Origin of the sequence: Nonomuraea sp. SYSU D8015 (assembly GCF_008065375.1) — a bacterium.
Classification (GTDB): domain Bacteria; phylum Actinomycetota; class Actinomycetes; order Streptosporangiales; family Streptosporangiaceae; genus Nonomuraea.
Genome location: NZ_VJYI01000009.1, coordinates 85738 through 111337 on the forward strand (window position 1 = coordinate 85738; position 25600 = coordinate 111337).

At 72.4% G+C, this 25600-nt stretch carries 25 protein-coding genes, 1 pseudogene and 1 riboswitch; of the genes and pseudogenes, 13 read left to right on the forward strand and 13 right to left on the reverse strand.

Annotated features, from left to right (window positions below; translation table 11 throughout):
• Positions 1 to 280 precede the first annotated feature (280 nt).
• Positions 281 to 775, forward strand: a complete 495-nt coding sequence (gene bldD / locus ID574_RS32580) for a transcriptional regulator BldD (protein ID WP_026214021.1) — start codon at positions 281 to 283, stop codon at positions 773 to 775.
• A 621-nt stretch (positions 776 to 1396) separates the two neighbouring features.
• On the opposite strand, the gene ID574_RS32585 is transcribed toward bldD, so the two are convergent.
• From ID574_RS32585 to ID574_RS32595, 3 genes are all read right to left on the reverse strand, one after another.
• A complete protein-coding gene (locus ID574_RS32585) occupies positions 1397 to 1783 on the reverse strand; it encodes an SAV_6107 family HEPN domain-containing protein (protein ID WP_223167294.1) in 387 nt (128 codons plus the stop codon).
• Positions 1784 to 2480: 697 nt separating this feature from the next.
• On the reverse strand, positions 2481 to 2675 hold the full coding sequence (locus ID574_RS32590) for a ferredoxin (protein WP_188192825.1): 195 nt from the start codon (positions 2673 to 2675) through the stop codon (positions 2481 to 2483).
• 6 nt (positions 2676 to 2681) lie between these two features.
• Positions 2682 to 3872, reverse strand: a complete 1191-nt coding sequence (locus ID574_RS32595) for a cytochrome P450 (RefSeq protein ID WP_188192826.1) — start codon at positions 3870 to 3872, stop codon at positions 2682 to 2684.
• Positions 3873 to 3969: 97 nt separating this feature from the next.
• On the opposite strand from ID574_RS32595, the gene ID574_RS32600 reads away from it, so the two are divergent.
• Both ID574_RS32600 and ID574_RS32605 read left to right on the forward strand, forming a co-directional pair.
• Positions 3970 to 4623, forward strand: coding sequence for a TetR/AcrR family transcriptional regulator (locus tag ID574_RS32600; RefSeq protein WP_188192827.1), 654 nt, complete (start codon positions 3970 to 3972; stop codon positions 4621 to 4623).
• Positions 4624 to 4656: 33 nt separating this feature from the next.
• Positions 4657 to 5178: a hypothetical protein gene (locus ID574_RS32605; protein ID WP_188192828.1), complete on the forward strand. Its 522-nt coding sequence runs from the start codon at positions 4657 to 4659 to the stop codon at positions 5176 to 5178.
• Positions 5179 to 5213: 35 nt separating this feature from the next.
• Here ID574_RS32605 and ID574_RS32610 read toward each other — a convergent pair whose 3' ends face one another.
• Positions 5214 to 6890, reverse strand: a complete 1677-nt coding sequence (locus tag ID574_RS32610) for a hypothetical protein (RefSeq protein ID WP_188192829.1) — start codon at positions 6888 to 6890, stop codon at positions 5214 to 5216.
• Positions 6891 to 6981: 91 nt separating this feature from the next.
• Positions 6982 to 7833, reverse strand: a complete 852-nt coding sequence (locus tag ID574_RS32615) for a L,D-transpeptidase family protein (protein ID WP_223167295.1) — start codon at positions 7831 to 7833, stop codon at positions 6982 to 6984.
• A 98-nt stretch (positions 7834 to 7931) separates the two neighbouring features.
• Between ID574_RS32615 and ID574_RS32620 the strand changes: the two genes are divergently transcribed.
• Complete coding sequence (locus tag ID574_RS32620; RefSeq protein ID WP_188192830.1) at positions 7932 to 8408, forward strand: YbaK/EbsC family protein; 477 nt, start codon at positions 7932 to 7934, stop codon at positions 8406 to 8408.
• A gap of 130 nt (positions 8409 to 8538) precedes the next feature.
• Positions 8539 to 8994: a GNAT family N-acetyltransferase gene (locus tag ID574_RS32625; protein ID WP_223167344.1), complete on the forward strand. Its 456-nt coding sequence runs from the start codon at positions 8539 to 8541 to the stop codon at positions 8992 to 8994.
• Between the two features lie 532 nt (positions 8995 to 9526).
• On the opposite strand, the gene metF is transcribed toward ID574_RS32625, so the two are convergent.
• Complete coding sequence (metF, locus tag ID574_RS32630; RefSeq protein ID WP_262496078.1) at positions 9527 to 10450, reverse strand: methylenetetrahydrofolate reductase [NAD(P)H]; 924 nt, start codon at positions 10448 to 10450, stop codon at positions 9527 to 9529.
• Between the two features lie 450 nt (positions 10451 to 10900).
• Here metF and ID574_RS32635 point away from each other — a divergent pair, with 450 nt between their 5' ends.
• The gene (locus tag ID574_RS32635) at positions 10901 to 11968 is read left to right on the forward strand and encodes a polyprenyl synthetase family protein (protein ID WP_188192833.1); all 1068 of its coding nucleotides are present in this window, start codon (positions 10901 to 10903) and stop codon (positions 11966 to 11968) included.
• Between the two features lie 424 nt (positions 11969 to 12392).
• Here ID574_RS32635 and thiE read toward each other — a convergent pair whose 3' ends face one another.
• Genes thiE through ID574_RS32650 form a run of 3 tightly spaced genes read right to left on the reverse strand, consistent with a single transcriptional unit; the run spans position 12393 to position 14586 of the window.
• The gene (gene thiE, locus ID574_RS32640) at positions 12393 to 13037 is read right to left on the reverse strand and encodes a thiamine phosphate synthase (protein WP_188192834.1); all 645 of its coding nucleotides are present in this window, start codon (positions 13035 to 13037) and stop codon (positions 12393 to 12395) included.
• A complete protein-coding gene (locus tag ID574_RS32645) occupies positions 13015 to 13392 on the reverse strand; it encodes an Rv2175c family DNA-binding protein (RefSeq protein WP_188192835.1) in 378 nt (125 codons plus the stop codon). Before ID574_RS32645 ends, thiE begins: the two co-directional genes overlap by 23 nt.
• A gap of 30 nt (positions 13393 to 13422) precedes the next feature.
• Complete coding sequence (locus ID574_RS32650) at positions 13423 to 14586, reverse strand: NAD(P)/FAD-dependent oxidoreductase (RefSeq protein WP_223167296.1); 1164 nt, start codon at positions 14584 to 14586, stop codon at positions 13423 to 13425.
• A gap of 58 nt (positions 14587 to 14644) precedes the next feature.
• Positions 14645 to 14761: riboswitch (TPP riboswitch) on the forward strand.
• Here ID574_RS32650 and ID574_RS32655 point away from each other — a divergent pair.
• The 5 genes and pseudogenes from ID574_RS32655 to pknB all read left to right on the forward strand — a co-directional run.
• Positions 14758 to 15033 (forward strand): annotated as a pseudogene (locus ID574_RS32655) (FAD-dependent oxidoreductase); the annotation flags it as partial. (Overlaps the previous riboswitch by 4 nt.)
• A 402-nt stretch (positions 15034 to 15435) precedes the next feature.
• A complete protein-coding gene (locus tag ID574_RS62970) occupies positions 15436 to 16506 on the forward strand; it encodes an FAD-dependent oxidoreductase (RefSeq protein ID WP_442939351.1) in 1071 nt (356 codons plus the stop codon).
• A 5-nt stretch (positions 16507 to 16511) separates the two neighbouring features.
• The gene (thiS, locus tag ID574_RS32670; protein WP_442939342.1) at positions 16512 to 16703 is read left to right on the forward strand and encodes a sulfur carrier protein ThiS; all 192 of its coding nucleotides are present in this window, start codon (positions 16512 to 16514) and stop codon (positions 16701 to 16703) included.
• Positions 16663 to 17451: a thiazole synthase gene (locus tag ID574_RS32675; protein ID WP_270094311.1), complete on the forward strand. Its 789-nt coding sequence runs from the start codon at positions 16663 to 16665 to the stop codon at positions 17449 to 17451. Before thiS ends, ID574_RS32675 begins: the two co-directional genes overlap by 41 nt.
• A 212-nt stretch (positions 17452 to 17663) precedes the next feature.
• Positions 17664 to 19610 carry a Stk1 family PASTA domain-containing Ser/Thr kinase gene (gene pknB / locus ID574_RS32680; RefSeq protein ID WP_188192839.1) on the forward strand — a complete coding sequence of 649 codons (1947 nt, stop codon included), beginning with the start codon at positions 17664 to 17666 and terminating at the stop codon, positions 19608 to 19610.
• A 386-nt stretch (positions 19611 to 19996) separates the two neighbouring features.
• On the opposite strand, the gene alc is transcribed toward pknB, so the two are convergent.
• Genes alc through ID574_RS32695 form a run of 3 tightly spaced genes read right to left on the reverse strand, consistent with a single transcriptional unit; the run spans position 19997 to position 23419 of the window.
• A complete protein-coding gene (gene alc, locus ID574_RS32685; RefSeq protein ID WP_188192840.1) occupies positions 19997 to 20953 on the reverse strand; it encodes an allantoicase in 957 nt (318 codons plus the stop codon).
• Positions 20954 to 22282, reverse strand: coding sequence for an allantoinase AllB (gene allB, locus ID574_RS32690; protein ID WP_188192841.1), 1329 nt, complete (start codon positions 22280 to 22282; stop codon positions 20954 to 20956).
• Positions 22283 to 23419 (reverse strand): glycerate kinase, encoded by a 1137-nt coding sequence (locus ID574_RS32695; RefSeq protein ID WP_188192842.1) that lies wholly within the window; start codon positions 23417 to 23419, stop codon positions 22283 to 22285.
• A gap of 148 nt (positions 23420 to 23567) precedes the next feature.
• Between ID574_RS32695 and ID574_RS32700 the strand changes: the two genes are divergently transcribed.
• The gene (locus ID574_RS32700) at positions 23568 to 24719 is read left to right on the forward strand and encodes a winged helix DNA-binding domain-containing protein (RefSeq protein WP_223167297.1); all 1152 of its coding nucleotides are present in this window, start codon (positions 23568 to 23570) and stop codon (positions 24717 to 24719) included.
• Here ID574_RS32700 and ID574_RS32705 read toward each other — a convergent pair.
• Positions 24716 to 24928 carry an EF-hand domain-containing protein gene (locus ID574_RS32705; protein WP_188192843.1) on the reverse strand — a complete coding sequence of 71 codons (213 nt, stop codon included), beginning with the start codon at positions 24926 to 24928 and terminating at the stop codon, positions 24716 to 24718. The genes ID574_RS32700 and ID574_RS32705 overlap by 4 nt on opposite strands.
• Before the next feature lie 65 nt (positions 24929 to 24993).
• Here ID574_RS32705 and ID574_RS32710 point away from each other — a divergent pair, with 65 nt between their 5' ends.
• Positions 24994 to 25539 carry a GNAT family N-acetyltransferase gene (locus ID574_RS32710; RefSeq protein ID WP_188192844.1) on the forward strand — a complete coding sequence of 182 codons (546 nt, stop codon included), beginning with the start codon at positions 24994 to 24996 and terminating at the stop codon, positions 25537 to 25539.
• Positions 25540 to 25600 lie beyond the last annotated feature (61 nt).

Here is a 25600-nt window from a genome sequence, read left to right on the forward strand (position 1 = left end):
ACTGTGACGAAGTAGTGTTACGTCTGGGACAAGTGGGGCGTTTGTGCCGTTCCCTACCGGACCGGATTCGGCATCTTTTTTCCAATCAGCTTGACCTTAGGCGTCCACCCCTTTACCGTCACGGTGCGTAACCACACCTCGTGGCGTTCTGGGGTAAACCCAGGGCCACGGCTACCGATGGTGCCGAGCCTGGCACCAGACCCCCCGGTGGCCCGGTCATATGCCACGAGGGAGCACAATCTACTGAGAGCGATAACACGAGAGCCGGGGGGCCGACACGATGCCGTCTGAGTACGCAAAGTCGCTGGGTGCACGACTTCGCGCCATCCGCACCCAGCAGGGCCTGTCCCTGCATGGAGTCGAGGAGAAGTCGCGTGGCCGCTGGAAAGCCGTGGTCGTGGGCTCCTATGAGCGTGGCGACCGAGCGGTCACGGTGCAGAAGCTTGCCGAGCTTGCCGACTTCTACGGGGTCCCCGTGTCCGAGCTGCTGCCGGGCGGCGCCGCGCCCAGCCCGCTCGGCCCGACGCCCAAGCTTGTGATCGACCTGGAGAGGCTCGCGACGCTGCCGAAGGAGAAGGCGGGAGCCCTGGCCCGGTATGCCGCCACGATCCAGAGCCAGCGTGGCGACTACAACGGCAAGGTCCTGTCGATCCGCCAGGAGGACCTGCGCTCCCTGGCCGTGATCTACGACAAGTCGCCGAGTGAGCTGACCGAGGAGCTCATCAGCTGGGGCGTTCTGGACGCCGAGGCCCGCCGGGCCGTCGAGTCCTTCTGACCCCGGCCTTTTGATCGCAAGGAGCCCGCACGCGCCTGCGGGCTCCTTCGCCATGTCTGGGAGCCCTCCCGCGCGCCCGGGACGCCTTCACCATGTCCGGGGAGCCCTTCCGCGCGCCTAACGCCCGCCTCTGGGCGCCCAGGGGCCCCGGCCCACGCGCCCCCGGGCAGACCAAGCCGAAGAGCCGTACAGGACCGTGCAGGGAGCGGCGCGGCACCTCCAGCGGGCAGCGCGTTAGACCGGCGGGCAGCGCGTTACGAACGGTCGGCAGCGCGCCACATCCGGCGGGCAACGCTTTACGCCGGCGGGCAGCGCAGCACGTCCGGCGGGCAGTGCGCCACGTCCGGCACGCTATGCGACGTGTACTGCCCGGGTTGGCCATGCAGCATGTCACGCCGGGCTGGCCGTGTGGCGCGCACGTCCAAGAGCCGCCGCGGTTTCGTGCACCACGCGGCGGTCAGTGCGCACCCGGTGGCCCGAGCGGTCACCGCAGGGCCGACAGCCTGTTCGTCACCGACCGGCCTTCCTCGCCGGTCAGCATCCCTCGCCGGCCGGTCCCGGTCCGGGTCGGCGTCGTCGGTCGGCCCCACCTCGCCGCCGGGGTCGGCCGTTTGTGCGTGGTCAGCCGGCCAGTGGGACGTTGAGCGGCAGCTGGGGCTGGCCCGGGAGGCCGAGGAGCTCCTCCACCGTGGAGACGAAGGTCTCCGCCTCGGCCAGGATCTCGTCGGCGTCGGCCGCGCTGACCCTGTTGACCATGCCCGCCTCGGCCGCGGCGCGCTTGGCGGCGCTCGCGGCGAAGTAGGTGGCCCACTCGGCCAGATGGGGCTCGGCCTCGGGCAACAGCTCCCATGCGCTGCGCAGCCTGCGCCTGCGGCCCTCCGTGGGACGGGAACGGGCGGCCAGGATCGCCGCCGCCGCTCGAAGGGCTGCCAGGTGGGCGGCCACATATCGGGATGCCGGGGTGCGAGCGGTGGTCGCCTCCGCCAGACAGGAACGTGAATCGGTCAAATGTGCCCGAACCGCAGGCGACAGCCGGGGCCCGGGCGTGTCTCTAGGCCGTGGTGCCATCTTGCGCGCCTCCTTGGAGTCGTGGGCGGCCGCCGGCGTCTCCGCCGGTGAAGCCAACACTTGCAGACGCCACCGACATTTCCGCCGGGCCGGCCGGACGAGGAGCTTCCCCTCTCCCCGTCCGGCCAGGACACGCCCGCTCGTCTCCGCCGACGACGAGGACGTGCCCTTCGCCCTCGGAGCCTGGCCGCGAGTGTCGCTTGGGAAAGCGAACGGCCCGCGACCAGGTCCTTGTGACGTTGAGCCGCGAGCCTCACCGTCACAGGTCGAACATAATTTCGATCACGCTCTCTGTCAATCGGTTCCACGAACATAGGTTCGATGACCTTGATCGGAAACGACCGACACACCCTCGGAGGCTCCATATTGCCGGAGCTCCTTGCTGAAGGAACCCCCTTCGGGCTGTTTCATTCCGTTTCACGGCCACCACCCACCGTGCCGGGCCCCAGGCGCCGCGGTCACGGGCGAATGAGCGCGACCGGGCCCGGAGCCGTGCGGGAGCGGGCGGACGCCGCAGCGGAGCCGGTGGGCCGCGCGGACCATGGTCGCAGCGGAGCCGGGGCCCAGGACGCAAAGGCCGTCGCCGCAGGGTCGGGTTGCGGCGACGGCGGGTGGTTCAGACGGCCGAAGGTGACGGTCAGGAGGCGGAGATGGCCCCCGAGGGGCACAGGGTCACGGCACGGCGGACGGAGTCCTCCAGCTCCTCCGGCACCTCACCCTGCAGCAAAAGCACCACCGTGCCCTCGTCCTCACTCTGATCGAACACCTGCGGCACCGTCAGCGCGCACATGCCCGCCCCGATGCACACCGTCGTGTCTGCCTTGATTTCCATGGTGACCTACCAAGTGACTGGGAGGCTGTGCACTCCATAGATGCTCATGTCCGAGCGCATCGGCACCTCCTCGGGTGTTACGGCCAAGCGTAGGCCAGGGAAGCGCCGCAGCAGCGCAGGGTAGGCGATGCGCATTTCGATGCGGGCGAGCTGCTGTCCGAGGCACTGGTGGATGCCGTGGCCGAAGGTCATGTGACCGGTCGCCGGACGGGTGACGTCGAGCGTGTCGCCCTCGGGGAAGCGCGACGGGTCACGGTTGACGGCGGGCAGGTGCACGCCGACCATCTCGCCCGCCTTGATCAGGTTGCCCTCGATCTCGACGTCCTCCAGGGCGACCCGGAACGGGCCGAGGTGGATGATCGTGAGGTAGCGCAGCAACTCCTCGACGCCGTTGTCGACCACCGCGGGGTCGTCCCGCAGGGCCGCGAGCTGGCCGGGGTTCGTCAGCAGCGCGTACGTCCCGAGCCCCAGCATGTTGGCGGTCGTCTCGTGCCCCGCGATCAGCAGCAGGAACCCGACTCCCGTGAGCTCCTCGTCGTTGAGCTCGCCGCCCTCGATGAGGCCGCTGAGCAGGTCGTCGTGCGGCTCCTTGCGCTTGCGCTGGATCAGCTCGTGCAGGTACGCCATGGTGCGGCCCAGCGCCGCCACGGCGTCATCGGCCTTGGTCTCGAGGTTGACCAGGACCCTGGCGTCCTCCTGGAAGCGCGCGCGGTCCTCGTACGGGACCCCGAGCAGCTCGCAGATGACCAGCGACGGGATCGGCAGCGCGAACGCCTGCACCAGGTCCACGGGCCCGCCCGCGGCCTCCATGACGTCCAGGCATGCGTCGGTGATCTCCGCGATCCTCGGCTCGAGCATCTTCATCCTGCGCACGGTGAACTGCCCGGTGAGCAGCTTGCGGTAGCGCGTGTGCTCGGGCGGGTCGGTGCGCAGGAAGAACCCCGGCGGCACCCGGAATTCCCCCTTCTTCAGGAGGTCCGCTCTCGAGGCGATCGGCGGATGCATGTCGTCCGGCCGGTTGCTGAAGCGCGGGTCCGCCAGGACGGCGCGGGCCGCCGCATAGCCGGTGACCAGCCAGCCCAGGTGGCCGTCGGCGTACGTCATGCGGTGCATCGACCCTTGCCGCCCCAGCTCGATGATCTCGTCGGGCGGGTCCAGCGGGCGCTGCCGGGCGATGGGAAGAGTCAGATCGGTCATGCCGTGGCTCCTTTCCGGGTCCATGCCTCCAGAAAACCTCAATTGATGCAAATTTTCAATGCATGTAAAACCTTAGGCTGTGCAGTATAGTTCGCGCATGGCAGGACTGCGGGAGCGCAAGAAACAGCGCACGCGCCGGGCGCTGATCGAGGCGGCGCTCCGGCTGTTCGAGGAGAAGGGCTATGCCGAGACCACGCTCGCGGAGATCGCGGCCGAGGCCGACGTGTCGACGCGGACGTTCTTCAGCTACTTCACGAGCAAGGAGGACCTGGTCTTCTACGACGGCCAGGAGCGGCTGGAGAAGGCCCTGGCGCTGCTGGCCACCAGGAGGCCCGGCGAGCCGCCCTCCGCGCTGCTGGTCAGGCTCATCGACGCGAGCTTCGACTGGGCCGCCCAGGACGGAGCGCTGACGTTCGAGGAGACGGAGCTGCGCACGCGGCTCGTCATGACCGAGCCGGCCCTGCAGGCGCGGGCGCTGCTGCTGCTGTTCGACTCCCAGATCAAGCTGGCACACGCGTTGCACGACGCCTTCCCCGAGGAGATCGACCTGGTCGAGGCGGCGACGGCGGTGGGCGCGCTGTTCGGCTCGGTCAAGCTGGCCGTGGTGGCGAATCTGGAGCACGACCGGTCGATCGAGCAGATCTGGGAGACCGCTCGCCGCGCGGCCGAGCTCACCCTGGCCGGGCTGCGGTCGATCGACGAGAAGGCCGCTTCCCGGGTGCGTGCCGACCGGCCCGGGATGGCAAGCTGAATCCTCGAAGCCCGCGAGCGGAGAGGAGTGCGGATGGCCCGAGTCGGTCTCGTCCTGCTGGCACTGGGGCCGATCCTGGCGGCCGCGTACGCCGGCGTCAATCGCCTGGCCATCCAGGAGGGGGCGAAGGCGCAGGTCAACGGGCCCGAATGGGAGGGCGGCCGGGTCGGCGCGGACGGGCTGACATCGCTCGGGGCGGAGGCTTGGCAGCTGGTCTGGTGGACCGCGCTGCTGGTGAGCGTGGTGGCGCTCGCGTACGTGGCCATCGGGGTGCTCCTGCGGCGGCCCGGCCGGGGGCGTACGTTCCTGCTCGTCCTGTCGGGCTTCCTGATCCTGCCGTACGCCTTGGGCTTCTTGATCGCCTTCATCGATCCGGTTCGCCTGCTCGCCGGGCTCCGCGACGCCGGCGACTTCGTGGACGGCCTGCCGCCCTGGCAGGAGGCCACACCCTTCCTCCTGCTGACCGGCGGCCTGGTGCAGGCGGTCGGCATGGTGCTGGTGAACCGGCGGCCGGCCGAACGGCCCAAGGAGAAGAACACGCCCGCCACCCCGTGACGCCCTGAAGGCCGCGGAGCGGGCCCGGGCACCGGCTACCGGCAGTTCGGATTCGACCAGCTCGTCCAGCCCTCCCGGACGCCGCCCTCGCCGGTCGCGGTCCAGCCGGCCGGCGGCGGGCCCGCGTCGGGCGGGACGATCGCGGTGCAGGCGCCGGGCGGGGGCGTGCGGTCGTAGAGCTCCACCCGGCTCCACCACACCCGGTACGACAGCGGCACCCACACGTTCCACTTCACCCGCCGATCGACGGCCACCTGTCCGGGAGGCGGCGCGGGCAGCCAGTCGCGACCCGACGCCGGCGGGGTCGCGGGCGCCAGGTGCACGGTGAACGCGACGTCGATCATCACCAGCACGCCCACGACGAGCGGCCTGCCGCGGCGGGCGAGGAGCACGGCGGGAGCGGTCAGGCAGCCCAGGATGACGAGGGCGGCGGAGGAGGCCGCGGGCATGTCGAGCGCGTCCCGCACGCCGCTCAGGAAGATCACCTCAGGGAAGTCGAACGCGATGAAGGCATAACGCTCCAGCCGGTCCCCCGCGTACCAGGCGGCCGCGCCGCCCGTCACGGCCAGCAGCCCCGCGGCGGCCAGCGCGTGCCGCGCCACCGCGAGCCGCCCGCATCGGACCAGCACGATCAGCCCGGCCAGCGTCCAGGCCACCGCGACGCAGGCCAGATAGCGGCCGTAGGCGTAGTTGCCGACCCGGTGCTCGTCCGGCAGCGCGGCCGACGAGGCGTACGCGATGCCGAGGGTGGTGGCCAGCAGCGCACCAGCGAGCACGCGCTGCGGGAGCGGCGCGGACCGGCGTAAGAGCACGACCGCCGCGCCCGCCAGGCCGACGCCCGCCAGCCCCCACGTGGCGGCGATCAGGTACCAGAACTGCCCGGCCGCCCCCGACAGCGCCCACGCCTGCCCGTCGAGGCTCGTCAGCCGGTCGGCGAGCATCCCGGACAGGTCACGCGCCCCGCGCGGGTAGAGAGCGGCCGCCAGAGCCCCGTTGAGGGCCTGCCCCGCCAGCACCGTCAGGCCCGCTGCGCCCAGCGCCGCGACGGCGGCCGCGCGCGGCACCCGCCGGATCAGCGCCCCGACGACCAGCGCGCACACCGCGAGGACGACCATCCCGCGCAGGTGCACCGCCGTCGCGTACCCCGCCAGTGCCCCCGCCGCCGCCCCGGCGCTCACCGAGCCGCGCGCGGCCAGGTCGTGCACCGCGATCAGCCAGGCCAGCACGAGGACCGGCAGGATCGCGTCGGCCAGCGCCAGCCCGGCGAACACCAGCAACGCCGGGGAAAGCCCCGCCGCGAACGCCATGACCAGCGCCGCCCGCCACCCGAGCGCCAGGCGCCGTAGCAGCGCGTAGGCCAGCGGGAACGCGCCCGCCGCCGCCACCGACCCCGCCACGACCACCATCCGGTACGCCACCGCCGGATCGGACGTCACCCAGAAGACCGGGACCAGCAGCAAGGCGTACCCGCCCTGGTAGAAGGTCGAGCCGCTCAGGTCCGCGCCCGGACCGCCCGCCAGCCACCGCGCGGCCAGCAGATAGCCGGTCTCGTCCGGGTTCGCCACCGGCCCCGCGTGGTACCGGTACAACCACAGCCGCAGCGCCACGTGCACGGCCCACCCCACCGCCAGCAGCCACCACAGCCGCCGGGGCCGTCCCTGCTCCTCCCGCAGCGCGCTTTCCGGCACGCGGGCCATGGACAGCGTCGTCATGGATCCCTCCCGAAGTCAGGAGGGAGTCCAGCAAGAGATCCATAACCCGCCCGTCACGCGATCCGGTTATGCGGGCGTTATGTCAGAGGCTTCAGGGGCGTTTGAACGCACCCCGGACGTGGACCGGGACGCCCTTGCCGAGCATGCCGGGCAGCACCTCGGCCACGTTCATCGGCATGCGCACGCACCCGTGGGAGGCCGGATAGAGCGGCACCGACAGCGCGCCGTGGAAGGCGATGCCGCCGTTGAAGAAGATCGGGTTGTAGAGCTCCCCGAGGTAGGACTTGTGCCAGCCGCTCTTGCGCCAGGTGGTCTTGTAGTTGCCCGTCGGCGTGCGGGCCGAGCCGCAGAAGCGCTGCTCCTTGCCCTGCCACACGGTGGTCTCGCAGTAGGGGACCCCGCTGCCGGACGAGATGTGGGTGATCAGCCTGGCCTGGCCGTCGATGTACATGACCATGATCTGCTTGGTCAGGTTGACCTCGGCGCGGGTCGGGCTGCCGTTCTTGACCAGCACCTTGGGAGCCTTCGGGGTCTCCAGGGCCTCCCACGTGCGCTTGGCGATCGTGCTGGTCGGCCTGATGCCGTTGACCTTCTGGAACGCCCACACGGCGGCCAGCGTCGTGCCGCCGTATCGCCCGTCGGCCCTGCCGGGGCGGTAGCCCAGCTCGGTCAGCCGCTTCTGCAGCCACGTGACGGCCTCGCCCTTGGCGCCCAGCTTGAGCGTCTTGCGCGGCGCGGTGACGGTCTCGGCGGCCGGGACGGACCGGCCACCGGCCGGGGCGGACCGGCCACCGGCCGGGGCGGTCTGTGTGGCGACCGGGACCGCCGCGGTGATGACAGGCGACGCCTGCGGGCGTTGCGTCGCCTGTGTCCCGCAGCCCGAGAGTGCGACGGCGCCAGCCGTCAGCAGAGCAGCCATCCCGGGCAGCCGTCGAGCCCCCACCCGTATCACCTCTCACGCCATCGAACACCAGATCAAAGGACCCTACACCAGTCACCACGAATGGGTAATCAAGCGGTCAACCTGTTTAGAGTGTCTCCATGTCTGAGAAGTTGCCGGGACAGGCCGTCGTCGTGGAATCCGCTCTGCGCGAGCTCGGGGTGACCGGCGAGATTGTCGTCCTGCCCGAGAAGGCGCCCACGGCGGCGACGGCCGCCGCCCAGCTGTGTTGCGAGGTCGGAGCGATCGCCAACAGCCTGATCTTCGACGCCGACGGCGCGCCGCTGCTGGTGCTGACGAGCGGGGCGCACCGGGTGGACACCGGGCTCATCGCCCGCACGGCGGGCGCGGAGAAGGTGCGCCGCGCGACCCCCGAGTTCGTCCGGGCGGCCACCGGCCAGCCCATCGGCGGCGTCGCCCCCGTCGGGCACCCGGCGCCGGTGCCGACCCTGGTGGACAACTGGCTGAGCAAGCACGAGGTGGTGTGGGCGGCCGGGGGACATCCGCACACGGTGTTCCCGACCACCTTCGACGAGCTCGTGCGCATCACCGGGGGCACCCCCGTGGACGTCGAGTAGTGTGCGTCGGGTGATCGAGTTTCGCGGAGCGGGGCCGGCCGAGTTCACCGAGCGGCTGGAGACGGTGATCGACATTTACACGGCAGCGATGAACCCGCCCCAGGAGCAGATCACCGGCCGCAAGACCATCATGCGAAATCATGCGACATATCCCTTTTTTCAGTGTTATTTCGCAGAATTGCGCGATTCGTCCCCTGCCCCGGGCGTTTCCGAAAAACCTCAGATCGTGGGCTTCGCGTATGGATTCCACGGCGCGCCCGGGCAGTGGTGGCACGACGTGGTGCTCAGGGCGCTCGCCGAGCAGTCCGGCCGGGAGGTCGCGAACGCCTGGCTGGGCAACGCGTTCGAGCTCGCCGAGATCCACGTCCATCCCGACTACCAGAGCAAGGGCATCGGCCGAGCCATGATCCGGACGCTGTGCGCGGGCCGCCGCGAGCGCACGGCCGTCCTGTCCACCCACGACCGGCCCACGGCCGCCCGCCGCCTCTACGCCAGCATGGGTTTCAGGGACCTGCTGACCAGGTTCGTCTTCCCGGGCGGCTTCGAGGAGTACGTGATCGCGGGCCGCCCGCTTCCCTTGGCGTGATATGACTCTCGGGTTTGCGCCCGCATGACCGCGGGCACGTTCCATTACGGAAAGTGTTCGCTCGTTTACCTACCGACAACCATCCCCTGCCCGTCACCCGCCCGGTCCCCCTGCGGGCGGGTGGCGGGCCACCCCGTCGGACCACTTTCAAGGCCCATCTCACGTCGTGACGACGCCTGACCCGTGCGCGGCCGGAGAGCGTCCGCCTGGACGCCCTCAGCCCCCGGTCGGCTGGAGACCTCCACCCCGGGCCGAGACAGGCGAACCCGCCGCCCGCGCGCCACGACGCCCTGGCCGCCACCGGCATACGACGGACGTACGCGGGACCGCAGCGCCTGGTCGGCCAAGCACGCCCGCGGGAGTGAGCAGGGCGACAAGCCGGCACGCCGAACTGCTCGGCGGGGCGACGGGCCGGCGCGTCGGACTGCCGACGGGTGACGGACCGACGCCTCGGACCACTTTCACGGCCCACCTGAACGTCGTCACGGCGCCCGGCCCCGTGCGGGGTCAGAAACCGTCTCCCTGGAGGCCCTCAGCCCCGGTCGGCGTCTGGGTGACCTTGGCCGGCCGTAACGAATGATGGTTTCGACCCGGCGGAAACCGCCACCCCGTCGAGACGCTGGAACACCTCGCGGGACGCGCTGGAGCGGTTGAAGGTGATGAAGTGGATCCCCGGCGCGCCCTCGTCCAGCAGCCGCCGGCACAGCTCGGCCCCGTGGTCGATGCCGAGCCGCCGCACCGCGGCCGGATCGTCGGCGACCTCCTCGAAGCGCGCCGCCACCTCCGCCGGGAACGGCGCCCCCGACAGCTGCTCGGACCGCGCGATCGTGCTCATCTGCGTCACCGGCATGATGCACGGGATGATCGGCGTGTCGCACCCCTTGGCCGCCACCCGGTCCCGCAGCCGCAGGTAGTCCTCCGCCCGGAAGAACATCTGCGTGATCGCATAGTCCGCCCCGGCGCGGCACTTGCGGACGAAGTATTCGGTGTCGGACTCGATGGACGGCGAACGCGGGTGCTTGTAGGGGAACGCGGCCACGCCGACGCAGAAGTCGCCCGCCTGCCGGATCAGCCGCACCAGCTCCTCGGCGTAGAGGACGCCCTCGGGGTGCTTGATCCACTCGGCGGTCGGGTCGCCAGGAGGGTCGCCGCGAACCGCCAGGATGTTGCGCACCCCGGCGTCGGCCAGGCGGCCGACCAGGTGGCGCAGCTCGCGGATCGAGTGGTTGACCGCCGTGAAGTGCGCCACGGGCGTGAGCGTGGTGTCGTGGGCGATCCGCTCCACGATGCCGACCGTGCGGTCCCGGGTCGAGCCGCCGGCGCCGTACGTCACCGACACGAACGTCGGCCGCAGCGACTCCAGCTCCCTGATCGCCCGCCACAGCTGCCGCTCGCCCTCGTCGGTCTTCGGAGGGAAGAACTCGAACGAGAACGTGCGGCCACCGGCGGCGAGCATCTCGCGGACGGTGGGAACACGATCGGGCCGGATAGACGGTCGACCAAGAGCCATGGTCCCAAGGGTACGGCAGTCGCCGGCGCTCGCCATGCGCCCCGGTGGTCACCCGTGGAACTGTTGGCTGGATTCTCCTCGTCCCACAGGTTGCGACAATGGTAATCGTGAGGTAACTCTATGTCGCAACCGAGTGTCCGGCCGACATCCGGTCCCCGACGCGGTTCTCAGCCACGGTCCGCCCGGCTCGCCGGACGGACGCGGCCCGGGCTTCCATCGGATCGCCGACCCCGGTCGCGTGCGACGAGATCACGCCGAGGTCCGCTTCATTGACGTGAACCCAGAGAACCGAAGACGCTACAGCGAGTCGCTGGGAGACTCGTGGCCGCCGATGCGCCCAGTGGCTCAATATGAGCCGGGATCGGAGCGTGTTCGCCCGGCCACTAGTCTCAAGGCATGACCACTGACGCCGCGAGGATGGACGCCCTGCGCACGCAAGTGGAGCGCGCCCTGGGCGAGTTCGTCGAACGGCAGCTCCCCGGCCCCGGCGACCCCGACCTGGAGCCGCTGCGCACGGCCGCCGAGGAGCTGCTGGCCGGCGGCAAGCGGCTGCGGCCCGCGTTCTGCTACTGGGGCTGGCGCGGAGCGGGCGGCACGGACGTTCCCGAGATCTTCACCGCGGCGGCCTCGCTGGAGCTGCTGCAGGCAAGCGCGCTGGTGCACGACGACGTGATGGACAAGAGCGACCTGCGCAGGGGCATGCCTGCCGCGCACCGCCGGTTCCAGGCGATGCACGAGAAGGCGGGCTGGCACGGCTCGGCCGAGCAGTTCGGCGAGGGCGCGGCGATCCTGCTGGGCAACCTGCTGCTGATCTGGTCGGGCCAGATGTGGCGCAACAGCGGCCTTCCGCCCGAGGCCCTGGAGGCGGCCCAGCCCGTGCACGACCACATGCGCACGGAGCTGATGTGCGGGCAGTACCTCGACCTGCTGGAGCAGGCGCACGGGGAGAACACCTTCGAGTCGGCGCTGCGGGTGGCGCTGTTCAAGAGCGGGAAATACTCGGTGGAGCAGCCGCTCAGGCTGGGCCTCGTGCTCGCCGCCCGGGAGCTGAAGCCGTGGATGGACGAGCTGTGCACCGGGTACGGCAGGCGGGTGGGGATCGCGTTCCAGCTGCGTGACGACATCCTGGGCGTGTTCGGCGACCCGGCGCAGACCGGCAAGCCCGCTGGGGACGATCTGCGGGAGGGCAAGCGGACGATGCTCGTGGCACGCACGCTCGCGGCCGCCTCGCCCGGGGACGCGGAGACCGTACGGCGGCTGCTGGGGGATCCGGGGCTGGACGAGCATGGGGTGACCACGCTGCGGCGGATCATCGAGGACACGGGGGCGCTGGAGGAGTGCGAGGACCTGATCGCCGACTACCTCGGCCAGGCCCTGGCCGCCCTCGACGAGGCCCCCGTCACATCCGAGGCCCGCACGGCCCTGACCGAGCTCGCCATCGCGGCCACCTCCCGCAAGACCTGAACCTCGCCGTCGCCGCGGCTGGCCGCGCCGCTCGCCCTCGACCGGCAACACAGGCGGGGGCGAACCGCCGGCCTCGGCGCCCGGCTCGGCCGACGGCGCGGTCAAGGACTTCCATGGCCGCCGAACACCTCGAGCACCCGACACTGGACGCCACGGCCGCCGAACACCTCGGCCGCGGACACCGCAGTCACCGGGCGCCCCGGCCCAGGCGTCGCGGTAGGGGCACATTGGTCAGCAGGCGGCGCAGCGTGCAACCGCGACCGTCAGCAGGCGCCTCCGGTCCCCAGGCGCTCCGGTCCCCAGGCGCTCCGGTCGGGAGGCGCCGCAGTCCTCAGGCGTCGCGTTCAGCGGGTGTCGGGGACCGCGGGCGGGCTGGTCAGCCGGTGCGGCGGTGAGCAGGCGCCTCCGGTCGGCGGAGGCGCCGTCAGCCGGTGGCGGTGGACAGGCGTTTGGCGAATTCGGCGGCGGCCGCACCGGGGTCGTCGGCGTCGGTGATCGCGCGGACCACCACGACCCGGCTCACTCCGTACGACATGACCTCGTCCAGGTTGCCGAGGTCGATGCCGCCGATCCCGAACCACGGCCGCGACGTCCCCAGCGACGCCGCGTGCCGCAGCAGCGACGGACCGGGGGCGGGACGACCGGGTTTGGTCGGCGTGGGCCAGATGGGGCCGCAGCAGAAGTAGTCGACGCCCTCCTCCACCGCCGCGGCGGAAGCCTCGGCGGCGGAGTGGGTGGACCGCCCGATGACGATGTCGTCGCCGAGTATCTCTCGCGCGACCGCCACGGGAAGGTCGTCCTGCCCCAGGTGGAGCACGTCGGGCCGGGCGGCGTAGGCGATGTCCGCCCGGTCGTTGACGGCGAGCAGCTTGCCGTGCCGGTCGCAGGCGTCGCGGAAGACTTCGAGGAGCGCGAGTTCTTCGCGGGCCTCCAGGCCCTTCTCCCGCAGCTGGATGATGTCCACGCCCCCGGCCAGCACCGCGTCCAGGAACTGCGCGAGGTCGCCGCGGTCGCGGCGGCCGTCCGTGCAGAGATAGAGGCGCGCCTCAGAAAGCGAGGGCTTGGGCACGCCGCTTGACCTCGGTGTGACGGCCGGCCTTGATCGCCTCGATGGGCGATCCGGGCAGCGAGTCGTCAGGGGTGAAGAGCCAGCGCAGCGACTCGACATCGTCGTAGCCGGCGTCCTGCAACACGGTCAGTGTGCCGGGCAGGCCCTTCATCACTTCCTTTCCGTCGAGGAACACCGCGGGCACCTGCGGCGCGCCGCTCCCTTCCCGGCGCACGCCGAGGAGCTTGTGGTCCTTGAGAAGTTGCTTGGCCCGCCCGATCGGAAGGTCGAGGCGCTGGGCCACTTCGGGGAGCGTGAGCCACTCGTCGACGAGCTGCTCGGTCTCCCGGTCGATCTGTGCAACAGAAAGCGTCACGAAACCACAACTACCACATGCCGTGCTTGCTCAAACAACACAATCTCGTAGGGGTACTTCTGGATCTACCAGGCGTTCCGCGTCGAGACGGTGGCCGGCGTCGATGATTCTGCGCCCCTGTACGAGATCCCGCGGCCGATCCACGGCGAGCACCGCGGCGAGCGTGTCGCCGGCCGTGAGCCAGACGGCCGACCACTTGCCCTCCGGGTCGCCGCGGTAGAGGAGGCGCTCGCCCGACGGGTGGTGCCCGGCGTACTGGACCATGTGCCCGAACTGCTCGGACCAGAAGTACGGCACCGGGTCGTACACCGCCTCCTCCCCCAGCAGGGTCGCGGCGGCGACCTCGGGGGCGTTGAGCGCGGTGTCCCAGTGCTCGACCCTCAGCCTGGTCTGGAAGCGGCGCGACCACCAGGCGGCGCAGTCGCCGACGGCGACGGTGTGGGGCAGCGAGGCGCGCAGGTGCTCGTCGACGACGACGCCGTTGTGCAGGTCGAGGTCGGCGTCGGCCAGCCATTCGACGGCCGGGCGCACGCCGATGCCGGTGACCACCACGTGGGCCTCGACGAACTCACCGTCCACCAGCTGCACGCCGCCCTCGTCGACGGAGCGGACCATGGTGCCCAGGCGCAGGTCGATGCCGTCGTACCAGTGCTGGGTGCGGGCCCCGATCTCCGTGCCGACGGCGGTCGCGAGCGGAGTGGCGGCCGCCTCGATGACCGTGACCGCGCAGCCGGCGCGGCGGGCGGCGGTGGCCACCTCGGCGCCGATCCACCCGGCGCCGATGATCGCGACCCTGGCGCCCGGCACGAGCACGGCCCTGAGCTCGTGGGCGTCGTCGAGGGTGCGCAGCACGTGCTGAGGGCCGTCGCCGGGCAGCCTGATCGGGTCGGCGCCGGTGGCGATCACCAGGCCGTCGTAGGGGATCTCGCCCTCGGTCGTCTCCACGACGCCCTCGCGCAGCGACTTGGCGGCGACGCCCGGGCGGAAGGAGACCCCGAGTGCGTCGAGGTCGGTGTCGACGAAGCTGGTGTCGGCGTCGCCGAACAGCACGCTCTTGGACAGCGGCGGGCGATCGTAGGGGCGATGCCGCTCCTGGCCGATCAGGGTGATCCTGCCGCCGAATCCCCGCCCGCGCAGCGCCTCCACCGTGCGGATGCCCGCCAGGCCCGCTCCCACCACCACGACATGGTCCACGTTCAAGACCATAACCGGGGCGGTGTCCGGCTTCCGCACCGAGGCCGTAGGCTGTGGAGTTGAGACGCGCGGGAGTCCGGCCGTTACCGGGCTGAGAGGAAGGCTTCACCGGGCCTTCGACCGCAAGACACCTGATCCGGATCATGCCGGCGAAGGGAGCGCAGTGTGGACGTGATCGTAGGCGGCGGGATCATCGGGCTTTCCATCGCCTGGCGGCTGGCCCGGACGGGGCGGCCGGTCACCGTGGTGGATCCGGCCCCGGCCTCGGGCGCCTCGTACGCGGCGGCGGGGATGCTGGCCCCGGTCAGCGAGGTGACCTACACGGAGGCGCCGCTGCTGCGGCTGGGGACGGCCTCGCTGCGCCGCTGGCCCTCCTTCGCCGCCGAACTGGCCGAAGACGCCGGCCTCACCGCGGTCGGGACTCTCCCGGGAGGGGCCGAAGACGCCCGGTCCGCAGCGAGCCACGTCGCCGGCGAGCACGCCGCCCATACCGGCCGCACGGCGACCGGCCCTCCTCCCCCCGGGAGCGCCCGCGGCGGCGGGCGCGCGTCTCCCTCCGACGGCGAAGGGCCGGTGGCGGGGGCAGGGGGCGGTGGTCCTGGACAGAGTGCCCATGTGCCCGTGCTCGCCACCGGCGTGCCGGCCGGCGGTGCCGACGGGCCCGATGGCGGCGCTGATTCGCCACCGGGCGGTGCTCACGGGCGCGAGAGTGGCGCAGGCGTGCCCGCAGGCGGGATCGGGCTCGCTCCCGGCGGACCCGGCGGCGGTGTTGACGTGCCCACAGGCGTGACCGGAGGCGGTGTCGGCAGGGCCGGGGCCGGGCGTGCCGCGTCTGGAGGGGCCGCCGGGGTGGACGCGGTCTTGGGGCTGTTCGGTGGGGTGGAGATCGGGGACGGCGCTCGGCGAGGGCTGGATCTACGCGCCGATGGGACGCTCGACGTGGCGTTCGGGGCCGACGACCTGGCGGCGCTGGACGAGCTGGCGGCGTTCATGGACAAGCTGGGGCTGCCGGTCGAGCGGCTGACCGGGCGCGAGTGCCGCCGCCTGGAGCCCATGCTGGCCCCTTCGGTGCGCGGCGGGCTGCTGGCGCCCGGTGACGCCTGGGTGGACCCGCGCCGCGTGACGGCGGCGCTGCTCGCCGCCCTCGACCGCCTGCGGGTGCCGGTGGTTCGGGCACGCGTCGCAGAGCTCCTGCGGGAGGCAGACAGGGTCGTCGGGGTACGCCTGGAGCCGCCGCACAGCGGACCGGAGAGGCCGACGCACAGGCAGGGGCCGCCAGGCGCGCCCGAGACGCCGTGGCGAGAGGCGGAGCCGCCGGGAGGGCCTGGGGGGCCGTGGCAACAGGCGGAGCCGCCGGACGTGCCCGGGACGCCGTGGCGAGGGGTTGAGCCGCCGGGTGAGATCCGGGCGGAGCGGGTGATCCTGGCGGCCGGGGCCTGGAGCGGTGGGCTGGCCGACGTGCCGGTGCGGCCGGTCAAGGGGCAGATCATGCGGTTGCGTTCCCCGCGTCCGCTGCTCAGCCGGTGCGTGCGCGGCACCGTCCACGGCTCGTACGTCTACCTGGTCCCCCGGGGCGACGGCGAGCTGGTGGTGGGGGCCACCCAGGAGGAGATGGGGTTCGACACCAGGGTCACGGCGGGCGGGCTCTACGAGCTGCTGCGCGACGCCAGGGAGCTGGTGCCGGGCGTGACCGAGCTGGAGGTCGCCGACGTCGTGGCGGGGCTGCGCCCGGGGACGCCGGACAACCTGCCGATCATCGGCCCGAGCGGGACGCCGGGGCTCTCGCTGGCCACCGGGCACCACCGGGGCGGCGTGCTGCTCTCGCCGCTCACGGCGGCACTGGTCGCGGAGGGCGTGAGCGGTGAAGAGGGTGAGCTGGCGGCGTTGTGCTCGCCGGGGAGGTTTCGGGAAATCTCATGATTGTCATGATCAACGGGGCCGCGCACGAGGTCGCCGACGGAACGACCGTGGCGCAGGCCGTACGCACGTTGACCGCGACCACCACCGGGGTGGCCGTGGCGGTGAACGACGAGGTGGTCACGCGAAGCGCCTGGGAGACGACGGCGCTTCGCGACAGTGATCGCGTGGAGGTTCTTACGGCGGTGCAAGGTGGATGATCTGATCATCGCCGGGGAGAAGTTCTCCTCCCGGCTCATCATGGGGACCGGCGGCGCGCCCTCCCTCGAGGTGCTCGACCAGGCGCTGGCCGCGTCCGGCACCGAGCTGACCACGGTCGCCATGAGGCGGCTCGACCCGGGCGCCCGCGGCTCCGTACTGGACGTGCTGCGCAAGCGGGACATCAAGGTGCTCCCGAACACGGCGGGCTGCTTCACGGCGGGCGATGCCGTGCTGACGGCGCGCCTGGCCAGGGAGGCGCTCGGCACGAACTGGGTCAAGCTGGAGGTCATCGCCGACGAGCGCACGCTGCTGCCGGACCCGATCGAGACGTTCGACGCGGCCGAGCGGCTGGTGGCGGACGGGTTCGTGGTGCTGCCGTACATCGGGGACGATCCGGCGCTGGCACGGCGGCTGGAGCAGGCCGGGTGCGCGGCCGTGATGCCCCTGGGCGCGCCGATCGGCTCGGGGCTGGGCGTGCGCAACCCGCACAACATCGAGCTGATCGTGGAGGCCGCCTCGGTGCCGGTGATCCTCGACGCGGGCATCGGCACCGCCAGCGACGCCGCGCTGGCGATGGAGCTGGGCTGCGACGCCGTGCTGCTGGCCACGGCGGTCACCCGGGCGCAGCGGCCCGATCTCATGGCGGCGGCCATGAAGTCGGCTGTGGTGGCGGGGCGGCTGGCGCGGCAGGCGGGCCGCATCCCACGCCGCCGCTACGCCGAGGCGTCCTCCCCGATGACGCCCTGACCGCCCGGGGAGTGACCGTCGGGGAGCCCGCGCCGCCGTGACGGCCGCGGCCGGGAGGCGGCCTTGGCGCCGTCCGGAACCGAGGGGCGCCGTGACGTGGGTGAGCCTATGTCCGCTTCGGCGGATCTGGGCACGTTCCACTGAGCACGGCTCCGCATCGGTTTCGGGCGGCGGGGCCCTGCCAGTGGCAAAACGCCCGTAAACTCAGCGGGGTGGACACGACGACTGCGGACCCCCTGGTCGGGCGGCTCCTCGATGGGCGCTACCGCATCGAGAGCCGGATCGCCCGGGGCGGTATGGCGACCGTCTACCTCGCGCTCGACGTCCGGCTCGACCGGACGGTGGCGCTGAAGGTCATGCACCGCTCGCTCGCCGAGGACCCGGCGTTCGTCAGGAGGTTCATCGGCGAGGCGAAGTCGGTGGCCAGTCTCTCCCACCCCAACGTGGTGCACGTCTTCGACCAGGGCACGGACAACGACGTCGTCTACCTGTCGATGGAGTACGTCCCGGGGCGGACGCTGCGCGACATCCTGCGCGAGCGCGGCCGGCTGCCGGCCCGAGAGGCGCTCGAGATCCTCATCCCGGTGCTCGCCGCCCTCGGCGCGGCCCACCAGGCCGGGATGGTGCACCGGGACGTGAAGCCGGAAAACGTCCTGATGACCGACGACGGCCGGGTCAAGGTCGTCGACTTCGGCCTGGCCAGAGCCATCGAGGCGACCAACCAGACCCGCACCGGCGTGATGATCGGCACGATCGGTTACATGGCGCCCGAGCAGGTCATGACCGGCGCCGCCGACGTGCGCAGCGACGTCTACGCCGCGGGCATCATGCTGTTCGAGCTGGTGACCGGGCAGCAGCCGTACGACGGCGAGACTCCGATGTCGGTGGCGTACCGGCACGTCCACGACACCGTGCCGGCGCCGTCGTCCCTGGTCCCCGAGGTGCCGCCGCTGGTCGACACGCTCGTCGCGCACGCGACGGCGCGCGAGCCGTCAGACCGTCCCGCGGACGCGACCGCCATGCTGGTCGAGGCCGTGGACGCGCACCGGATGCTGCCGCGGAACACCACGCCGCCGATGTCGCGCTCCCAGCCGTTCACGGCGCCGCACGGGCCCCTCGCGGCCCCGCACGCGCCCGTCCAGCCGGACGCCAGGACGGCCGTGCACGCGGCCCCGTCCGTCCCTCAGGCCGCGCCGGGCCACACGCTGATCCAGCCGCGGGTCGAGGTGCCGCGGCGGCGCGGGTTCCGGCCCAACTGGTTCCTGGTGACGCTTGCGGGCGTGATGGTGGTCGCCGTCGGGCTGACGGGATGGTTCTTCTCGCAGCCCGACTACGTGCGCGTCCCCAAGCTGGTCGGCAAGGACGTGGCCTTGGCCGAGAAGAGCGCCGTTCAGGACGGCTTCAAGATCCAGATGGCCCCAGGCGTGCACGACGAGAACACGGCGGAGGGCCTCGTCCTGAGGTCCGACCCCGCGGAGGGCACCGAGGTCCCGGAGGGCGAGACGATCACGCTGGTGCCCTCGCTCGGGCCCAAGCGGGTGGTCGTGCCCCCTGTCGCGGGCTTGACCGGCGACGAGGCCCGCGTCAAGATCGCCGGTCTCGGGCTGACCGTGGGCTCGGTCAAGCGGCTGGCCAACACGGAGGTCGAGCGCGACAAGGTGATCCGCACCTCGCCGCGGGCGGGCGAGAAGGTGAAGGAAGGCGCGAAGATCGACATCTTCGTGAGCGCCGGTCTGGTCATGCCCGACGTCAGCGGCATGCCGAAGGACGAGGCGGCCGCCTACCTCTCCCAGCAGGGCTTCCAGGTGCAGGTCCAGGAGGTGGACGACGACGCCGAGCCGTGTACGGTGATCGCCCAGACGCCCAAGGCCAAGTCCGAGGTCGACGGCGGCGCCCAGGTCATGGTCACAGTGGCCCGCTGCCAGACGGACTTCTTCGACTGGTTCGGCAGGGGCGACAACCAGGCTCGGGACGATCAGCAGTTCAGCATTGTGCCGGGGGTGATCGGCAAGACCGTCGGGGACGCCCAGTCGGAGCTGCAGGCGCTGGGGTTCAAGGTGCGGGTGCAGCGGCTCGGCAACCGGGGCGTGGTGCAGTTCCAGCGGCCGCTGCCCGGCAACGAACGCCCTGCCGGCAGCACGGTCATCCTCTGGCACTGACGCCCGCCCACGGCTCGCCCTGGCCGGCGCGATCCGCGGATGCGGATGCGCGCGCCGAGCGACCCGGGTCAGGTCGCCGGAGACTGCCGGTCGTGCGCGGATCGGGGGCGGCCGGGCACCGCTGGAGGAACAAGCGGCCCAGCGTGCGGACCGGCCCGCCCGGCACCCGCCGGACGCCCCTCCCCCGGACCAGGCGAGCGGCCACGTCGCTTCGGCGGCGGGCCGGATTGCGGGGAGAGCAGCTCCGGCCCGGGCCGGTCTCGCCACCGCAGCTCCGGCCCAGGCCGGTCCCGCCACGGCGGCTCTGACGGGCCCCCGCAAGCCCACGCGGTGCCGTGGTCCGGCCGGGGTGCCTGGGCGGGCCCGGTGTGCTGCGGCGGTGGGTGTCAGGTCAGGTGGCCGTGGAGGCGGACCCGGGCGAGGCCGCCGTCCGGGTAGATGTCGACGCGGACGTGGGTGACCGGGCCGGCAGGGGTGAGTTTGAAGCGGTGCGGGGTGTCCGGCTGGAGACGGGTGCGGGGCAGGAGCTCCACCTGGCGGGCGTCCTCGCCGTCCCCGTCGAACCCGGTCAGGGAGACCGCCGCGGGCGCGTTGAAGAGCAGGTTCGTGGTGTCGATCTCGGCCAGCCGGATCAGGCCGCGGCCCGCGAGGCGGATGACGAGCCAGTCGTTGCCCCCGTCCCGGCGCCGCGCGGTCTCCCAGCCCTCGGCCTGGTGGCGGGCCAGTCCGGGGGCGAGGCAGTTGTTGGGGGCCGAGTAGAAGTCGTTGGAGCAGGAGGTGACCAGGGCGCCGTTCTGGAGGGCGGCCAGGTCGAGGCCGAGGCCCTCGTACACGGACAGATCGGGCCGGGGCTCGCCGTGCACGCGCAGGCGGGCGACGCCCCCGTCGGGGTAGATGTTCAGGCGCACGTGCGTGTAGCGGGCGTCGTCGGCCACGTCGAAGCTCTGCTCGACGTCCCCCTTGAGATCGGCCCGCGGGACGATCTCCACCCACTCGGCGGCCTGCAACTCGGCGGGTGACGGGTAGCCCTCGACGGAGGCGGCCTCGACGGAGGCGTGGGGCGGGTAGTTGCCCTTGAACCAGGCCGTGTCGATCATCACGCCCCGGATGACGCCGGGAATGCCGAGCCGGACGATCGCCCAGTCGTGTCCGGGCTCGCGGCGCCGCCGGGTCTCCCAGCCGTCGTACACCTGCCCCTTGCTGCCGAAGGTCTCCGCCTGGAAGCCGGGCCGGCCCGGCCGGATCAGGCACTCCTTCTCGGCGAACGACTCGTCGCTGGCGGCCACGACCGAGCCGCCCAGCGTGCGCAGGGCGAGGTCGGGAAGGGTGGTGAAGCGGGACATCTACTGCTCTCCCAAGGTGTGCTGATCGACGGGCAGGAATCGTCCGTGCGGCTCGCCGTCGACCGGCCTGCCGCGCAGCCAGGTGGTCAGGACGGCGCCTTTGAGCACGCGGCCGTGGTAGGGGGTGACGGGGTTCTTGTGGTGGAGGCGCGCGGCGTCCACGGGGTTGTCGGCGGCGGGGTCGAAGGCGACCAAATCAGCATCATTGCCCGGTTTTATACCACCTTTTCCAGAAATGTCGGCTAGTGCCGCCGGGTTGGCGGACATCCACCGCACCACGTCCCCGAGCCCGTACCCCCTCCGCGAGGCCTCCGTCCACACGGCGGCCAGCCCGAGCTGGAGCGAGGCGATGCCGCCCCAGGCGGCGGCGAAGTCGGGCACCTTCAGGTCGGCCGGCGACGGCGAGTGGTCCGACACGACGCAGCTCAGCACCCCCCGGGCCAGCCCGTCCCACAGCAGGTCGCGGTTGGCCTCCGAGCGGATGGGCGGGCAGCACTTGTACGCGGTGACCCCCTCGGGCACCTCCTCGGCCACGAGCGTCAGGTAGTGGGGGCATGTCTCTGCCGTGACCGCCACGCCGCCCGCCTGGGCCGCCTCCAGGACGTCCAGGCAGTCGGCGCTGGAGACGTGCAGGATGTGCACCCTCGCGCCGGTCTCCCGGGCGAGCTCCACGACCCGCTGGACGGCGCTCCGTTCCGACGCGCCCGGCCGCGACTCCAGAAACTCCGGGTATGTCGGACCGGCAGGCTCCCGCAACAGAGCCGGGTCCTCGGCGTGGACCACCATCAGGCCGCCGAACCCGGCGATCTCCGCCAGCGCCTGCCGCAGCTCGCCGCCCTCCAGCGGCGGGAACTCGTCCACACCCGACGGCGACATGAAGCATTTGAACCCGTACACGCCGCGCTCGTGCAGCGGGGCGAGCTCCTTGACGTTCCCGGGGACGGCCCCGCCCCAGAACCCGACGTCCACACGGCATTGCCCCCGCGCGGCCCGCAGCTTGGCCTCCAGCGCCTCCACGCTGACGGTGGGCGGCAGGGAGTTGAGCGGCATGTCGACGATGGTCGTGACGCCGCCCGCGGCCGCCGCCCTGGTCGCCGAGGCGAACCCCTCCCAGTGCGTCCGGCCGGGCTCGTTGACGTGGACGTGCGTGTCGACCAGCCCGGGGAGCAGCGCCAGGTCACGCAGGTCGATGTCCTCGGCGGCGTCGAGCGGCGCGGCGTAGTCGTGCAGGCCGACGATCTTCTCGCCGCGCACGGCGACCGCGGCCGCCCGCTCCCCTTCCGGCGTGACGGTGCGGCGGGATCGGACCACGAGGTCCAGCTGGCTCATCTATTCCCCTTCGAGGTGGTCGGCGGCGATCCTGGCGGCGAGGCGTTCGAGCAGCGGCCCGGCCTCGGCCATGCAGCGCTCCGTGTCGGGCTCCAGGTCAGTGAGGGCGTACGCGGCCTGGATGCCGGCGGCCTTCAGCTCCTCATCGGTGAGCGTACGCCGCCCGCAGACGGCCACCACGGGCACGCCCGCCTTGGCCGCCGCCTGCGCCACGCCGATCGGCGCCTTGCCGCGCAGCGACTGCTCGTCCAGCGACCCTTCGCCGGTGACGACCAGCCGCGCGCCCTCGACCTGCGCGCCGAACCCCAGCAGGCCGAGCAGGTAGTCGATGCCGGGACGGACGTCGGCGTGCAGGAACGCCAGCGCCGCGAACCCCACCCCGCCCGCCGCGCCCGCCCCCGGCGCCCCGGCGACGCCCATGGGCCGGGGCGTGCCGTCGTGCTCGACCGCGCCGAGCAGCCCGTGCGTCTGCGTCGCCACGGCCGCCAGCCGGGACAGTCCCGCCTCCAGCGTCGTCACGTCCTCGGGGGTGGCGCCCTTCTGGGGCCCGTAGACGGCGGCGGCGCCGTGCGGGCCGAGCAACGGGTTGTCCACGTCGCTCGCCACCACGAACTCGACCCCGGAAATATCGATAAATCCAGACATGTCGATGCGGTTCAGTCCCTTCAACGCGGACCCGCCCCGCGGGAGCTCATTGCCGTCGGCGTCCAGCAGCCGGGCGCCCAGCGCCTGCGCCATCCCCGCTCCCCCGTCGGTGCACGCGCTGCCGCCCAGCCCGAGCACCACCCGCTTGGCCCCGCGCCGCACGGCGTCGGCCACGAGCTCGCCGGTGCCGTAGCTGGTGGCGGTCAGCGGCTCGCGTCCGCCCGGCAGCCGGCGCAGCCCGGACGCCTCGGCCAGCTCGACCACGGCGGTGTCGCCGGCGGGGTGCCAGGCGTACGAGGCGGGGATCCGCTCGCCGGTCGGCCCGGTGACCTCGATCGTGATCCTGTCGAAGCCGCAGGCCACGGCGGCGTCGACGGTGCCGTCGCCGCCGTCGGCCACCGGCAGCTCCACCGTGGGCACGCCGAGCCCGGCCGACACCCGCCCTGCCACCTCGGCCGCCGTCAGCGACCCCTTGAACTTGTCAGGGGCCACCAGAACATGCTGAACCACTACGAACTCCCACAGGATGATGAACAATGGCCGGACACGCCTTCCTGCCCGGTGCGAGCGGGCAGGAGGGCGTGACCCATCATCACACGCGTGTGCGCAGGTGGGCGCAGGAGAGGGTTCGGGAGCGTTCGTGCGGATTTCGACGCGGCAGAGGCAGGCGAGGCTGGCCTCCAGGCACCGGCTCGCGATCAAGGCGGACACTCCGGAGGAGGCCGCCGCGTCGGTGGTGGCGCTGCACGGCACGGATCCGGCGACCGTGTTCCTGTCGGCGGGCGCGCGGCTGGCCGCGCCCGGCCCGGAGCCGGTCGAGAAGGCACTGTACGACGACCGCACGCTGGTGCGGATGACGGGGATGCGGCGGACGGTGTTCGTGGTGCCGGTGGAGCTGGTGCCGGTCGTCCATTACTCCTCGACGCTGGCCATCGCCCGCAAGGAGCGGAAGTCGCTGCTGAAGGTGTTCGGCGAGGGCGGCTGGGACGAGGCCAGGCTGGCGGAGGCCGAGGCGTCGGTGCTGCGGGTGCTCGCCGAGGTGGGCGAGGCGACCGCGGCGGAGCTGGGCGCCCTGGAGCCGCGACTGCGCGAGCAGGTCAAGGTGGCGGTGGGCAAGCCGTACGAGGCGACGGTGAGCCTCGGCTCGCGGCTGCTGTCGCTCATGGCCATGGACGGCGCGCTGGTGCGGTGCGGCCGTTCAGCCGGTACGTGGATCAACGGGCAGCACCGCTGGGGCCTGGCCCCGGCACTCCCCGAGCTCGCGGTGCCCGACGCGCAGGCGGAGCTGGTGAGGCGGTGGCTGGCGGCGTTCGGGCCGGGCACCGAGGCCGACCTGAAGTGGTGGACCGGCTGGACGCTGGGCGACGTGCGCCGGGCCCTGGCCGCGGTCGGCGCGGTCGCGGTGGAGCTGGACGAGGGCGTCGGCCACGTGCTGCCGGACGACCTGGAGGAGGTCCCCGAGCCGGAGCCGTGGGCGGCGCTGCTGCCCGCGCTCGACCCGACGCCGATGGGCTGGCAGGCCCGCGACTGGTATCTGCCGCCGGCCCACCGGGCCGAGCTGTTCGACCGCAGCGGCAACGTGGGGCCGACCGTGTGGTGGGACGGCCGGGTGGTGGGCGGCTGGGCGCAGCGCGCGGACGGCGAGGTCGTGTGGCGGCTGCTGGCCGACGTGGGAGTCGAGGCCACGGCCGCGATCGAGGCCGAGGCGGCCGGGCTGGCCGCCTGGCTCGGCGGGATCAAGGTCACCCCGCGCTTCCGCACCCCGCTGGAGCGCGAGCTGTCGGCGCTCTAGGAGACGGTCCTGACGAACTCCTCGAACGAGTAGCGGCCGTCCTGGTCGGAGTCGGCGGTCTGGCTCATCGCGCCGAGGGCCTCGGCCGGGAGGTCGGGGAAGTGCTTCTTCAGCTCGGTCTCGCTGATGTAGCCGTCGCCGTCGGTGTCGATCGACGCGAAGGTGCTCTTGAGCTGCGCCAGCCGCTCGGCTGAGAGTTCCGCCGCCACGGGACCGCCTTTCGAATGCTCGTTTCGGACATCCACACCTTAATGGTCACGCCATCATGGACCGCATGGCGATGCATGGAAGCCCGATGTACCGGCGCGCCGAGCCCGGCCAGGAGGACGAAGTCCTGGCGGTGCTGGACGAGAGCGCCGCCTGGCTCGTCGCCCAGGGCGTACGGCAGTGGCCGGGGCGGTTCGAGCGGGCGTGGATCGAGCCGGCGATCCTCCGGGGCGAGACCTGGCTGGTCGAGGTCGAGGGCGAGGTCGCCGCCACCGTCACACTGGACTGGGCGGACGCGCTCTGGGAGGACGACGGCCAGGCCGGGTACGTGCACCGCATGGCCGTCCGCCGCCACGCCGCCGGGCTCGGCGCGGAGGTGCTGCGCTGGGCGGCCGACGTCACGCGCGCCGCCGGCCGGTCGTTCCTCCGGCTCGACTGCGTGGCCTCGAACCGGCGGTTGCGGGCCTACTACGAGTCGGCCGGTTTCGCCTACCGCGGCGACGTGACGGTGGGCGGCGCCCCCGGCCAGCGGGAATCCGGCGGGCCGGCCACGCTGGTCAGCCGCTACGAGTTACCCCTGGATCCCGCAGACCTTCCTCAGATCCCGCGCTGACGCCCACCGCCCCACACCGGCCCGCGCCCCGCGGCCTCACGCCCGGACAACGCGCCCGCCC

Bases quoted from the DNA above. Each gene is read 5' to 3' on its own strand.
- bldD (WP_026214021.1), top strand. From the start codon at position 281: ATGCCGTCTGAGTACGCAAAGTCGCTGGGTGCACGACTTCGCGCCATC.
- ID574_RS32590 (WP_188192825.1), bottom strand. From the start codon at position 2,675: ATGGAAATCAAGGCAGACACGACGGTGTGCATCGGGGCGGGCATGTGC.
- ID574_RS32595 (WP_188192826.1), bottom strand. From the start codon at position 3,872: ATGACCGATCTGACTCTTCCCATCGCCCGGCAGCGCCCGCTGGACCCG.
- ID574_RS32600 (WP_188192827.1), top strand. From the start codon at position 3,970: ATGGCAGGACTGCGGGAGCGCAAGAAACAGCGCACGCGCCGGGCGCTG.
- ID574_RS32605 (WP_188192828.1), top strand. From the start codon at position 4,657: ATGGCCCGAGTCGGTCTCGTCCTGCTGGCACTGGGGCCGATCCTGGCG.
- ID574_RS32610 (WP_188192829.1), bottom strand. From the start codon at position 6,890: ATGACGACGCTGTCCATGGCCCGCGTGCCGGAAAGCGCGCTGCGGGAG.
- ID574_RS32620 (WP_188192830.1), top strand. From the start codon at position 7,932: ATGTCTGAGAAGTTGCCGGGACAGGCCGTCGTCGTGGAATCCGCTCTG.
- ID574_RS32625 (WP_223167344.1), top strand. From the start codon at position 8,539: ATGCGAAATCATGCGACATATCCCTTTTTTCAGTGTTATTTCGCAGAA.
- metF (WP_262496078.1), bottom strand. From the start codon at position 10,450: ATGCTCGCCGCCGGTGGCCGCACGTTCTCGTTCGAGTTCTTCCCTCCG.
- ID574_RS32635 (WP_188192833.1), top strand. From the start codon at position 10,901: ATGACCACTGACGCCGCGAGGATGGACGCCCTGCGCACGCAAGTGGAG.
- thiS (WP_442939342.1), top strand. From the start codon at position 16,512: ATGATCAACGGGGCCGCGCACGAGGTCGCCGACGGAACGACCGTGGCG.
- alc (WP_188192840.1), bottom strand. From the start codon at position 20,953: ATGTCCCGCTTCACCACCCTTCCCGACCTCGCCCTGCGCACGCTGGGC.
- allB (WP_188192841.1), bottom strand. From the start codon at position 22,282: ATGAGCCAGCTGGACCTCGTGGTCCGATCCCGCCGCACCGTCACGCCG.
- ID574_RS32710 (WP_188192844.1), top strand. From the start codon at position 24,994: ATGGCGATGCATGGAAGCCCGATGTACCGGCGCGCCGAGCCCGGCCAG.